The 13,207-nt window shown below is 39.4% G+C and carries 12 protein-coding genes; 4 read left to right on the plus strand and 8 right to left on the minus strand.

Annotated features, from left to right (window positions below; all coding sequences use genetic code 11):
- Window positions 1-30: 30 nt before the first annotated feature.
- The 4 genes from BLW74_RS09055 to BLW74_RS09070 all read right to left on the minus strand — a co-directional run bounded on the left by BLW74_RS09055 (window position 31) and on the right by BLW74_RS09070 (window position 6,890).
- Entirely contained in the window at window positions 31-2,484 is a 2,454-nt protein-coding gene (locus BLW74_RS09055) for a ligase-associated DNA damage response DEXH box helicase (protein WP_089691974.1), read from the minus strand.
- Between the two features lie 182 nt (window positions 2,485-2,666).
- Entirely contained in the window at window positions 2,667-4,247 is a 1,581-nt protein-coding gene (locus BLW74_RS09060; protein ID WP_089691977.1) for an ATP-dependent DNA ligase, read from the minus strand.
- On the minus strand, window positions 4,244-5,266 hold the full coding sequence (locus BLW74_RS09065) for a ligase-associated DNA damage response exonuclease (protein ID WP_089691980.1): 1,023 nt from the start codon (window positions 5,264-5,266) through the stop codon (window positions 4,244-4,246). Before BLW74_RS09065 ends, BLW74_RS09060 begins: the two co-directional genes overlap by 4 nt.
- A gap of 175 nt (window positions 5,267-5,441) precedes the next feature.
- On the minus strand, window positions 5,442-6,890 hold the full coding sequence (locus tag BLW74_RS09070; RefSeq protein WP_089691982.1) for a S41 family peptidase: 1,449 nt from the start codon (window positions 6,888-6,890) through the stop codon (window positions 5,442-5,444).
- Window positions 6,891-7,087: 197 nt separating this feature from the next.
- On the opposite strand from BLW74_RS09070, the gene BLW74_RS09075 reads away from it, so the two are divergent.
- From BLW74_RS09075 to BLW74_RS09085, 3 genes are read left to right on the plus strand one after another with little or no spacing between them, the layout of a single operon-like run.
- Complete coding sequence (locus BLW74_RS09075; protein WP_089691985.1) at window positions 7,088-7,879, plus strand: SDR family oxidoreductase; 792 nt, start codon at window positions 7,088-7,090, stop codon at window positions 7,877-7,879.
- 9 nt (window positions 7,880-7,888) lie between these two features.
- A complete protein-coding gene (locus BLW74_RS09080) occupies window positions 7,889-8,284 on the plus strand; it encodes a GlcG/HbpS family heme-binding protein (protein WP_089692594.1) in 396 nt (131 codons plus the stop codon).
- Between the two features lie 18 nt (window positions 8,285-8,302).
- Window positions 8,303-9,106, plus strand: coding sequence for a helix-turn-helix domain-containing protein (locus tag BLW74_RS09085; protein WP_089691988.1), 804 nt, complete (start codon window positions 8,303-8,305; stop codon window positions 9,104-9,106).
- Between the two features lie 120 nt (window positions 9,107-9,226).
- Here the strand turns inward: BLW74_RS09085 and BLW74_RS09090 are convergent, their stop codons facing one another.
- The 4 genes from BLW74_RS09090 to BLW74_RS09105 form a co-directional block, all read right to left on the minus strand.
- Complete coding sequence (locus tag BLW74_RS09090) at window positions 9,227-10,294, minus strand: SDR family oxidoreductase (RefSeq protein WP_089691991.1); 1,068 nt, start codon at window positions 10,292-10,294, stop codon at window positions 9,227-9,229.
- 84 nt (window positions 10,295-10,378) lie between these two features.
- On the minus strand, window positions 10,379-10,963 hold the full coding sequence (locus tag BLW74_RS09095) for a Crp/Fnr family transcriptional regulator (RefSeq protein ID WP_089691994.1): 585 nt from the start codon (window positions 10,961-10,963) through the stop codon (window positions 10,379-10,381).
- A gap of 48 nt (window positions 10,964-11,011) precedes the next feature.
- Entirely contained in the window at window positions 11,012-11,467 is a 456-nt protein-coding gene (locus BLW74_RS09100; RefSeq protein WP_089691997.1) for a PPC domain-containing DNA-binding protein, read from the minus strand.
- Between the two features lies 1 nt (window position 11,468).
- Window positions 11,469-12,314, minus strand: coding sequence for an NAD(P)-dependent oxidoreductase (locus BLW74_RS09105; protein ID WP_228424842.1), 846 nt, complete (start codon window positions 12,312-12,314; stop codon window positions 11,469-11,471).
- Window positions 12,315-12,533: 219 nt separating this feature from the next.
- Here BLW74_RS09105 and BLW74_RS09110 point away from each other — a divergent pair, with 219 nt between their 5' ends.
- Window positions 12,534-13,163, plus strand: a complete 630-nt coding sequence (locus tag BLW74_RS09110) for a chloramphenicol acetyltransferase (protein ID WP_089692003.1) — start codon at window positions 12,534-12,536, stop codon at window positions 13,161-13,163.
- The last annotated feature ends 44 nt before the right edge of the window (window positions 13,164-13,207 follow it).

Here is a 13,207-nt window from a genome sequence, read left to right on the forward strand (position 1 = left end):
ATACAATGTATTTTCAAAAACTGAATTCGATCAGATAAGGTCACTGATATCAGACAGTTTCAGCATTCTTTTAATCCTTGCATCCAGCCCTTCACTGGAAAGCGTCTGTCTCAAGCTGTCTACTTTGATCGGGAAACTGAGCGGCGTAAAGGAACGGGAATGCTTTAAAATAATTTCAGATTTTTCAATCCTTTTAAATGCTTCTACCAGTCTTTGTTCCTGTAGCTGCATATTGAATACTTCCGTGTAAGCCTGTTTGATTAAAAAGTGATTGGCGTCATGATCTTCCAGCACCTTAAAAATGAGTCCCGCAGAGCTTTGCAATGATTTGTTGGAACGCTGCTGGCCCGCGTAATTCTGAATAACCATTCCTGAAATTACTGCAATATCTCTGAATTTTCTTCTGGCCATTTCCGCTGAATTGATACTGGCAATGACATCGTTCATCAAATTGTCTCTGGTTAGAATCTGCTGCAGATTGTCTTCATTCAATGGGATTTCTTTGTCACTGAACAGCTCAAAACCATAATCATTCATCGCCATTGAAAAGGAAATAGGAGCCAGTTTTGAAATACGGTAAGCAATAAGGGCTGCCATCACTTCGTGTACGAGACGTCCTTCAAAAGGATACATGAACAAATGATATCCTTCGCGGTTTTTGATCAGTTCCACCAGAAATTCATCTTCTTTTGGAATGTGTGAATTTTTCTCCTGGTTAGTCAGGAGCGGATGGAGAAATTTAAGTTCTTTTTCTGAAGCTTTCGGATTTAATGCGTGCGAAAGCTTTTCTCTCAGAAAATGTCCCAGATTGGAACTCAAAGGAAGTCTTCCTCCAAGATAACTCGGAACCAATGCTTTTCCCTTAGCGGCTCTTACGTAGACCGTCATATCTTTAATGATCACCACTTCAAGAGTACGGCCCGCCAGAATAAATTTTTCCTCTTTTTTGAGTTTTGAAATAAAATATTCTTCAATCATTCCGATGTAGCCTCCAGAAATAAATTTCACTTTCAGCATGGCATCACTCACAATCACCCCCATATTCATCCTGTGAAGCATGGCAATCTTCCTTGATGTTACTTTATACAGCCCGTCCTCCATGACGGCGATTTTATGAAATTCTTCATAGCTTTTCAGCACGCTTCCGCCAATGGTAAGAAATTCCAGAATGCTTTTCCATTCTTCATCCAGCATTTCCTGGAAGGCGTATACCTTTTTGATTCTCTCGTACAGTTCATCAGGATAAAATCCATCTCCTACCGCCAATGTCATCATAAACTGAACCAGCACATCAAAGCATAAAACCTGCGGTTCTCTGGGTTCAACAACTTTTTGTTTTACAGCTTCTTTTAAGGCTGATACTTCAATCAGTTCCAGCGAGTGGGTAGGAACACAGTAAATTTTTGATGTTTCGAAAGGGGAGTGCCCGCTGCGCCCGGCTCTCTGAAGAAAACGTGCGACTCCTTTAGCCGATCCTACCTGGATAACAGTGTCCACTGGCTTAAAATCTATTCCAAGATCAAGCGACGATGTGGAAACAACAGCTTTTAGTTTTCCGGAGCTCAAATTTTCTTCAATCCAGATTCTTAAATGGGCATCAATGGAGCTGTGATGGATCGCAATCTGCCCTGCAAAATCAGGATAAGCATCCAGTAAAAGCTGGTACCACATCTCACTCTGGCTTCTGGTGTTGGTAAATACTATGGTGGATTTTGACTCCAGAATAATGGGGACCACTTTGTCTGCAAGCTTGTTTCCAAGGTGTCCGGCCCAGGGCAATATTTCAATTTCATTCGGAAAAACCGGCAGAATATCTATCTTCTTGTGTTCTTTGGCTGTAATTTTTGTCTTTTTAATGTCGTAAGGAATAAGGACTTCCATTGCTTCATCCAGATTTCCGATGGTAGCGGTGATTCCCCATATTTTGAGCTTCGGAACATATTTTTTGAGCTGAGAAATTCCGAGCTCTACCATAACACCGCGCTTTGAGCCCAGCAATTCATGCCATTCGTCAACAGCTACACATTTCATCTCACTGAAAAACCTTTCGTTATTTTTCTGAGCCAGCAACAGATGGAGACTTTCCGGTGTTACGACAAGTATTTCTGGCATCTTCTTTACCTGCTGCTGTCTTATTTTGGGATCTGTATCTCCATTTCTTACGCCCACGGCCCAATCGAGACCGATCTCGTCAATGGCTTCCTGCATCGCTTTTGCAATATCTTTGGAAAGGGACCGTAAGGGGGTAATCCAGATCATCTTTAAGCCTTTTTTGTAATGTTCAGGACGATTCAGGAAATCCGAAATAACTGCGAGAAAAACGGAAAAGGTTTTTCCGAACCCGGTGGGAGCAACCACCATTCCGCTGTATCCGTTTCCAAATTTCTTCCAGGTTTCCAGCTGAAACTTAAAGGGCGCAATACCTTTATCTGCCATCCATTGCTGAATGATCTTTAATCCGTCTGTATGTTCAAAAGCTGCCAATTTATATTTGATTTAAATTTTTAACGCAAAAGGGGCTAAGATTTTATATGATATTGTTTACTTTCCGGTCGTGAAGACGTTTAACGCATCAAATTTACTGTCATATTATCGCTGAACGGAGTGTTTTTGCGGACGAAAAAATAGGACCGGTCAGTCAAAATCCTTGCGTCATTGTGTTACTGTCATTGTATTAATTTTTTAATCTCTTCCAAATCATCAATTTCGTCTACGGTTTTGTCTTTCCGCCATCGTACAATTCTTGGAAAGCGCAGGGCTACACCACTTTTATGACGGTTGCTGAAACCAATGCCTTCAAATGCAATTTCAAAGACCAATTCGGCTTTTACGGTTCGTACAGGTCCAAATTTCTCAATAGCGTTTTTAGTGACAAACCGGCTCACTTCCATGATTTCTTTATCTGTCAATCCCGAATACGCTTTGGCAATGGTTACTAGACTTTCTCCGTTTTTGACAGCGAATGTATAATCGGTATAATAGGCGCTTCGTCTGCCGCTTCCTTTCTGGGCGTAGATGAGGACTGCATCAATGGTAAGAGGATTGATTTTCCATTTCCACCAGTCGCCTTTTTTTCTTCCGGAATGGTAAGGAGAGTTTTTTTGCTTTAGCATGAGGCCTTCACTGTTGATGTCTCTTGAATTTTCGCGGAGTACATTCAGTTCTTCCCATTTTTCAAAATCCAGACTTTTTGAAATACTCATTCGTTCAGGATTTTGATTCAGCAGTAATTCTTCAAGCAACGCTCTTCTGGCGGAGATTGGTTTTTCCCGCAGGTCATGATCTTCAAGTTCCAGCAAGTCATAAACGAAGACTTCTATGGGAATTTCTGACAGCATTTTTTTAGTTAAAGTTTTTCTGTTCAGTCTTTTCTGCAGTTCATTGAAATTTAAAACCTTACCATCTTTTACGGCAAGTATTTCTCCGTCTATGACAAAGCTGCCTTTCATTGCCTGCACAGCTTCTGCAATTTCCGGAAATTGCTCTGTTACGAGCTCTTCACCTCTTGACCATATGAAGACTTCATCGTTTCTCCGGATGATCTGGCCGCGTATTCCGTCCCATTTGTATTCTACCAGCCATTCATCAGGGTTTCCCAATTCTTCAGTCTCTTTTTCCAAAGGATAGGCAAGGCAGAACGGATAGGGTTTCGAATTATCCGGATTGACGTTTTCCGCATCAATAAGCTCTTTGAATGATACTTCTTCCGGCAGCCATTTTCCCATCAGACTGTGCATCAAAGCGCTGGATTCCTGTCCGGAAAATTTAGTAAGGGCATTGATCAGTGTTTTATCTGATACACCAATTCTGAAGCTCCCGCCAATTAATTTATTAAAAATCAAGCGTTCCGTGTAGTCAAGCCCATTCCACGTACGAAGTACAAAATCTTTCTTTTCTGCATCTGATTTACCTTTTAAACCGGCAATATCATGCATCCATTCAGATAAAGTACGTTCTATCTTTTCCTGTGGAGGGGGAAGTATTAAAGAAAGTGTTTCCCCAAGATCTCCCACGGAAGAATAGGATTCCTGAAACAGCCAGTACGGAAGCTGTGTGATTTCCAGCGCCCATTCTTTCATGTAGTTGGTATTAACGTTTCTTTTGGGCCTTTTTCCGGTAAATAAAGCAATAAACCATACTTTATCTTCATCAGGAGCACGTTCCAGATAATCAATAATGGCATCAATTTTAGCATTGGTTTTATTGGTGGTTTCCAATGCATTGATCAGTTCTGCAAAATGTCTCATGATCCGGTATTTTCAGGGTTTTCTTTTTCAGATTCTTCTTCATCATCACCAAATAATGTTTCTACAACATCTGCTTTTATTCCTATTTCATTCAGATATTTGGAAAACACTTCGGTCTGTCCGTGAGTAACATGCACAAGTTCTGCTTCCGTTGCTTTTACAGTCTGTAATAATCCTTTCCAGTCTGCATGATCACTCATGGCAAATCCTGCATCTGCGCTCCGCCATCTTCTGGCCCCGCGCACCTGCATCCAGCCGGAACATATGGCTGTGGCGGGATCTGGAATTTTTTTGATAATATTGCTGTCCAGCAATGCAGGCGGCACAATAACAATTTCATGTTCAACTTCTTTCGGACGTTCCCTGAAATCTGCAATAGTGTAGTCCGGAAGTTCAATGCCTACTGTCTCAAAGGCTTCATTCAGTTTTCCGATAGAATAGTGGACGTATATTTTCCCCAATTCTTCCACTGCTTTCATAATGCGTTGGGCTTTTCCCAGAGAGTAGCCTATAAAAACAGAGGTTTTGTTATTTTCTTTATTTTTCAGTACCCAGTTTTGGAGCTTTTTATTTAAATCAGGAACTTCAAGCCAGTTGTAAATAGGGAGTCCAAAGGTACTTTCTGTGACAAATTCATTGCATTTTACCAATTCAAAAGGAGTGCTCAGCCCGTCTTCCTGCACTTTATAATCACCTGAAATTACAGCTACATATCCTTTGTACTCAAGGCGGATCTGCGCAGAACCAATGATATGGCCAGCGGGATGAAGGGAAAGCTTTACTCCGTTAATGGTTACAGTTTCTCCATATTCCACGCTCTGGCATTCGATATCTGTTCCGATTCTTTGGTGCAGGATAGGTTTTGTAAAATGATGACAAAGGTATTTTTTCATTCCCCAGCGGGCATGATCAGCATGGCCGTGGGTAATAATTGCCATATCAACAGGCCTCCAGGGATCAATATAAAATTTCCCCTGTGGACAGTAAATTCCTTTTTTTGTAAATGTGATTAATTTCAATGGTGTGACTGGTTTAGAAAATAAGCTTCAAAAACTTAACCAATTTACAACAAACTCTTTATTTTTTCATTTTTTATGGTAGGAATAAATGGGTTTTCTTAGTCTACGCTCAGGATTTTTATCCATTTCTACTCATAACAAAAAAGCTGTTCCAAATTGAAACAGCCTGTATCGTTTATTTTTCATTGAGTACGTCGTTTACGAAGTCAATCCATTGATAATCCGGGATGGTTTTATCAATGAAATAATCCGGCTGAATGCCTTTCTCGTCAATAGCCATATCCGGGATACGGAAGCTTTTAGAAAGAGCATATCCCATCTTAAACTCGTTACAAGGGGAATTTACGAAGTACATATTGGAAATATCGAGAACTCCTGCAGTGGTAGTTCCGAAAAGCTTAACTTTTTTACTTTGTTTAGCGGCCAGTAAGAATTCTTCTGCAGTACTTCCGTTTCCGTTGTTAATGATAATTCCAACATTTTTTGGATAGGGTAAGATTTTATCCATTTTGGTAATGCCTACAGTTTTTCCATCATCCTGCAGGCTTACAAACTTACCCAGGTTTTTGCTGAGCTTATCATAAGCTTTCTTCAGATATTCTCTTTCGTCTGCCTGCATTCCATATTTCTGGTAGTTGTCATAAAAATCGAGCATTCTCTGGTTATTCAGCTTTGTAGAATAAAGCTGTGTTCTGACGCTTCTGATCGGGTTTGTATAGAGGTACGGAATAATTTTAGCAAAACTGCCATCACTGCCGCCGCCATTATATCTGATATCAATAATAAGGTTTTCGGTGCTTTCAATTTTGGATTTGTTGGCTGTGATAACACTGTCTATATCTTTTTTCAAGGCACCATTGAACGATGGTATTCTCAAAAGAAGTGTAGTTTTATTAAGTTCTTTCAGGAAAGGTTTTTGAGCCATAATAGCTTCATAGTACGTTTCAATTCCTTCTTCTCTTTCAAATTTCGGAGAAACTCTTTTCAGCGTGAAATCATTGATTTCTAGATGGTTTTTTCCTACCAGTCTCATATCATGAATTTCCTGACCGGTCTTATTTCTCAGATAATATGTTCCTTTGGTTTGATCAGCATTGAAAGTCAATTTCAATTCATTAGGTTTCCAGTTTTCTGCTCCGGACTCGATAATGAAACCTTTGTAAACCTCTCCAATCTTTTTAATTCCTATGGTATAAGGTTCAACGGCCCATATTCCTTCAATATCTGAGTCTTTTTTAGACGCTGCTTCTTTTTTGAATTTTTCAATATCTATTTTTACTAATTCTGTTTTGATATTTTCATTAACTGCCGGCAGGGCTTCCGGAGTTTTATTTTCTATTTTTGAGATTGAAAAATGACCGGATCTGAAAAATTTGAGCCATTCATAAATTGTCTGATAACATTCTGTATCGGATTTCGCATTGTTGATCCTTTTCAAAAAGTCACTGTTATGGGCCTGGTAAGCTGAAACTCCTTTTTTATCAATGACATACTGATATCCGGCATCATTTTCCTCGAAAGTCTTTTTCACCCACTGATAATTACTTTCACAATTGCAGTTTTGCGCAAAGCCAAAATAAGAAGACAGAGTAGAAATTAAAAGAAGTGTTTTAATCTTGAGCATATGTTGGTTTTTAGTTTTTAAGGAATACAAAACTAACGATAAATCTAACTTTTTATGATTGAAACAAAATATTTATTCATACGGATATTGATTTTAATGATTTTTTTGAACTTTTCAGCACTATAAAAATGAACTCCACGCCAATATTGACCGTTTTAAAATCTTTGAACTTTGTACCATCATTAAAAAAGAATACAATGAGTAAAACAATTTTAATTACAGGTGCAGCAAGCGGATTTGGAAAGATTGCCGCTTTTGATCTTGCTAAAAAAGGGCATAAAGTCATTGCGACTACACAGGTCTATCCTCAGATGAGTGATTTAATCCGCGATGCAAAGGAACAGGGAATTGATATTACGGTAGATAAACTGGATGTGACAAGCCAAAGGGATGTAGAATATACCCTAAAAAAGTATAATGATATAGATATTCTCATCAGCAATGCCGGAATTATGGAAGGCGGCCCTATTGCAGAGCAGCCTGTTGATATTATCCGTTCAATGTTTGAAGTAAATGTATTTGGCGCATTAAATCTTGCACAGGGTTACATTAAAAAGTTTGTAGAAAAGAAGAAGGGTAAAATTGTTTTCACTTCTTCAATGGGAGGTCTGTGGACAGTTCCTTACGTTGCGGCATACTGCGCATCAAAACATGCACTTGAATCTATAGCGGAAGGATTGAGAACTGAGCTGGCTCCATTCAATATCAAGATTGCAACCTGTAATCCGGGGGTATTTGGAACGGGATTCAATGACAGGGGAGTAGATTCTATTTTCCATTGGTATGATCCGAAAATCAATTTCACTCCGGAATCGGCTTTTGATGGTACTGCAGAATCTCTGGCGCATCAATTGGATCCTCAATCTATGGCTGAAGTAATTGTGAATGTAGCGCTTGATGATAACAGCTATTTCAGAAACGTCCATCCAAAAGAAACTGAGGAGTTTGTAAAACAGCTCCAGACAGATGCCTGGACCACAAAAAGCTAGAGTATGGAAATGAGTTATAAAATAGCGGACAAGGTGCTGCATGCTGCAAAGGAAAAAGCATTGTCTCTGAATATTCCCGTGACTATTGCAGTTGTAGACGCGGGAGGGCATCTTGTAGCATTGGCAAGACTTGACAGTGTATACGGGGTCATTGATTTTGCTCTAAAAAAGGCAAAAACAGCCGTAATGTTTGGTGTAAACAGTGATGTAATGGGAAGCATTATTTCAGAAACCGGAATGCATGGATATGGAATGATCAATGCAAATAACGGAACTCTGACCATTGCAGGAGGTGTTATCCTGAAAGACAAGGAAGGCCAAATTGTAGGTGCCATAGGCTCTTCGGGAGGAACGCCTGAGCAGGATAAAGAAATTGCTGAAGCGGGCGCTTATGCTATTGCATAAATTTCAGTTCTTTGTATCATGGAGAACACTTCTGAAATCATATTTGATCAACTGGTCTATTCATGCGCTTTTGAATCTTACAGAGGGCATGAGGAGTTTATTCCCGATCATTTTCTGGGGTTTCAGATCTCAGGCGAAACCCATGCTTTTCATGAACACGGTAAAACGGTAATTAAGGAAAATACAGTCGTTCTGGTCAGAAAAAATCAGCTGATCAGAACGATCAAATATCCTTCAGACCATGAAAATTACCAGTTTGTATCCATTACACTGGATGATGAAACTCTGAGACAGTATGCTGCAGAAAACAGGATATTGGTAAATGCTCATCTCCCGGCAGATCAAAAATTGTTTTTTGAACCTGATGATTTTTTTAAAAGCTATTTCGCATCTCTCATGCCTTATATTAACAAGACAAAGGAGATCCCTCCCAGGCTGGCTGCAGTAAAGGTGCAGGAAGCTATAGAATTACTTTTATTAAGCAATCCTGACCTCGGAAATGTTCTGTTTGATTTTTCCGAACCTCATAAGATTGATCTTAGAGAATTTATGAATAAAAACTTTATGTTTAATGTCTCAGTAGATGCCTTTGCCAGGCTCACGGGCCGCAGTCTTTCCGGATTTAAGAGGGATTTCTACAAAACATTTGAAATGACTCCCAAACAATGGCTGAAAGAAAAAAGATTACAGGAAGCATATTATCTGATTAAAAATAAAGATAGAAAGCCTTCAGACATTTATCTTGATCTGGGCTTCGAGAATTTATCCCATTTCTATTCTTCTTTCAAAAAGAAATTTGGAGTAACAACCACAGAAGTATAGCTCCTGACCATGTAAAACACAAATTATACAATAACTTAACTATTGGAAAAATGCAAAACATAAGGAAGGTTTAGAATTTGGCTATTTCCTTTGTTTCTGCATTTTCCCATTAGCTGAAAATTAAGGGATTATATGTTCTGATCTCAGTCTTTGAAATACCTCTGTAAAAGAATCTTCAGTATTTGTATATGCTGTGAATCCTAGTTTTCTGCTTTTAGACATATCACACATCACTTCCAGAGGTCTTCCCAGGTCAAGATCTGTATGCCACGCTGATGCTAGGCGGTCAAGACTACTTTCCTTAAGATGATATTTCCCGGCGATGGACTTCCATATTTCATGATCATTTTCCAGTTCTTTTTCAAGAGGCCTTACCGTACCGTTAAAACCTTCAGCTTCTATACCAAACCAGTCTGCAATTCTTTTCCAGAGCCATTTCCATCTGAATACATCTCCGTTAGCAATATTATAGGCCTGATTTTTTGCCGATTCCGTAGTGGATGCCCAAACCAATTGTTTAGCCAGTATTTTAGCATCTGTTACATCAGAAATGCCATTCCACTGCGCTTCGGAGCCCGGCCATATAAATTTTCTTCCTGTTTCCTTACAGATGCTGGCGTATACAGCCAATGTTGCTGCTATATTCATAAGATTTCCTACCGCATAACCTACCACCGTATGCGGTCTGTGAACGCTCCAGGTAAAACCGTCTTTTTCAGAAGCTTTGTACACTTCATCTTCCTGTGCATAATAGAAATTGGGAAGGGGAAGTCTTGGATGTTCTTCCCTGACGGGAGTTTCAGGCAGAACCCCTTCTTTAGCATAAGCTTCAAAAGGCCCCAGATAATGTTTCAATCCCGTTACCAAAGCAACATGCTGAACGGATTTTTTAGATGATAACACATTTAACAGGTTTCTCACCAGCATGCTGTTGACACGGATATTTTCTTCTTCAGTCTCATTCCGCATCCATGTGGTAAAGTAAACGTGAGTAGGAGAGATCACTTTCAGAGCTTCTTCCAGGTTATCCGGGTTCATAAGATCTGCCTTAATAGGGATCAGTCCAGCTATAGTGGTATTCGGGTTTCTGGATAAGCCGTACGTTGTAAAGCCCTGTGCAATCAGTTCTTCTGCAAGATTGCTTCCTGTAATTCCGGTAGCACCAACTACCAATGCAATATTTTCCATAAGTATTGTAAAATTCTTATACAAAATTATGGCATGATCAAGCTTTCACCCTTGATTTGGATCATGCATCTGAATTGATCTGGATCAAGTATTATTCAGCAGATTCTTTTTACGGATTCTGCTTACGGTTTCAGGTGCGAGCCCCAGATAAGAGGCGATAAGATTGTGAGGTACCCTTTTGATCATTTCGGGATTCTTTCGTGCCAGCTGAAGATATTTTTCTTCTGCGGTATAGCTATTGGAAACAATCAGCCTATAATCTTTGGTGACGAGGCTGTTCTGGTATAAAATTCTGAAATAGCGATCCATGACAGGAATTTCCAGCATCATTTTTTCGTAGTTTTCTAAAGTGATCATCAGCACTTCGGTGTCTTCAAGAGCATCAATATTCAGCACAGATTGGTCCTGATTGATAAAACTGTTAAAGTCTGATATCCACCAGCCTTCAAAGGCAAACATATTGATATGCTCATTTCCTTTTTCATCCAGAAAATACGATTTAAGCAGACCTTTGCTTACAAAAGACAGGGATTTGCAGAGATCTCCTTCCTGAAGCAGATATTGTTTTTTACGAAGTTTTTTAAGGGTAAAGAAAGACTGAACCTGCTTCTTCTGTTCGTCTGTGATATCTACCTTATTTTCAATATGGGAAAGCAGCACTTCAAACATTAAATATATATTTTGTCAAAAATACTACTTTCCACACGAGCTGAAAGCTTATTTTTCAAAATCATACAGGTTGATTCCTGTTTCTTCATTTTTAATTTTTACCACTCTGGTATTCAAAGGGTAAAAAATAAATTCTGCGGCTCCCTGAATTTTCGCTTCTAAAAGATGTCCTGCCAAAGCAGTATAATTTTCCCTTCCCAGCGTAATATGAAGGTGAAGAGCAGGCTTTCCTTCTATTTCAGAAACGTTTCCTGAAATGTTGGTCACCTCCATCTGTTCTTTAAAAGTTTTATCTGCATACTTTTTGGTTGACGGATTGAAGAAACGAAGCGCTGCTTCACTCACAGCTCCTATTCCGGTTACTTCTCCTGCCCGGATATTTTGGTTTTGAATAAAGTCTGTTAAACCTTCCACAATATTAGAATGATTATCCAGACTTACGATATAAATATGATCCACTTTTCTTGCAGACCAGTGATTTCCTTTATAATTTGTGGGTTCCATATTATTTTAGTGTTTGTAAGTAGTTGATAATTCCTATAACGTCACTGTCACCAAAACCTTTATCATGCGCATTTTGATAGGTTGTGATCAGCGCTTCTGAAAGCGGATAGTCTGCGCCAGCGTTTTTAGCGAGAAGAATATCTTTCAGCATCAGATCAAGTGCAAATGCCGGTGCATACTGGTCGGCAACCAATAGGGGTGTTTTTACTTTTGTCGCACCGCTTCCGCTGGCACTTTCATTGATTATTTCCAGCATATCAGATCTTTCGATTCCTAATTTCCCGGAAAACAGTACCGTTTCCGCAAGTCCCTGGTAAATAGCAGACAAAAAGTAATTGACAGACAGCTTTCCGGCAATTCCTTTTCCGTTTTCACCCAAGTGTTTTACAGATTTCCCCATTGTTAAAAGATAGGGCATTGCGCGTTCGAGATCTTTTTCTTCCCCTCCTGCCATAATGAGCAGAGTTCCTTCCTGTGCGGGCATTGTACTGCCTGCTACGGGAGCATCAATAAAGGAGGCTTCTTTTATTTTCAGCGCTACTGCTGTTTTTGTAGAAGTTTCCTGCGAAATTGTACTCATATCCACAAAAAGCTTGCCCTGAACATTTAAAGGAATAATTTCTTCATATACCGCTTTTACCGCGTTATCATTGGTAAGCATGGTGAATATGATGTCACTGTTTTGAACAAGTTCCTTGATTTGGGTACAGACGGTGGATTTTTCTTCAAAATCTCTGGTTTTTTCCGGTGATCTGTTGTAAACTGACAGTGGGAATCCTGCTTTTTCAATATTCTTTGCCATAGGGTGCCCCATATTTCCTAATCCGATGAATCCGATTTTTTCCATTATCATTTTATCTTTTTGTTAATAATTACATTGTACAGTCAATCTCCTCAATGAAAGGGAGTTGTATAAAGTTGAATAAATGACTGTAGAGAATACAGCTCTTATGCTGCAAAATATCGACCAAATGGCAAGTTTACAACATTAAGTTTTAATTATATTTTTGTCCATAAGTTTTTAAAACCGGAGAATCTTTCAGAAATTTGCGGCAAATAAGAAGAAATGAAGATTGTAGATATAGATCGCTGGAACAGAAAAGAACATTTTGAATTTTTTTCTCAAATGGCCAGCCCTTATTTTGGATTGACAACGGAGGTAGACTGCACCCAAGCATATGACATGGCAAAAAAGAAAGGCTATTCTTTTTTTGCTTATTACTATCACAAGTCTATGGTGGCCATCAATACCGTGGAAGAATTAAAACTCAGAATCATTGACGGACAGGTAATACAGTTTGACACCGTTCATGCCGGCAGCACGATCGGAAGACCGGATGGTACTTTCGGCTTTTCATTCACACACTTTTCCGAAGATTTTGAGACGTTCAATGCCGGACTGCAGGAAGAGATCAAAGGAGTTCACGCTACTACAGGACTGAGATTAAGCAATGAAAGGCTGGGGAAGGACCATGTAAGACATACCACTATTCCGTGGAATTCGTTCAGTGCTATTGTGCACCCTACAGATTTTAATACAGCAGAATCAGTCCCTAAGATTGCTTTTGGACGATTCAACCTTAAAGATGGGAGAAAATATCTTCCGGTTTCCATTGAAGCGCATCACGGGCTGGCGGATGGAATTCATATTGCCCAATATCTGAAGGAATTTCAGAGACAGCTTGACCTGGATTAAAATAATTATCTGTCAAAAGCCGGAATAAATCCGGCTTTTACTGT

The organism is Chryseobacterium culicis (genome assembly GCF_900108365.1).
In the GTDB taxonomy this organism is placed as follows: domain Bacteria; phylum Bacteroidota; class Bacteroidia; order Flavobacteriales; family Weeksellaceae; genus Chryseobacterium; species Chryseobacterium culicis.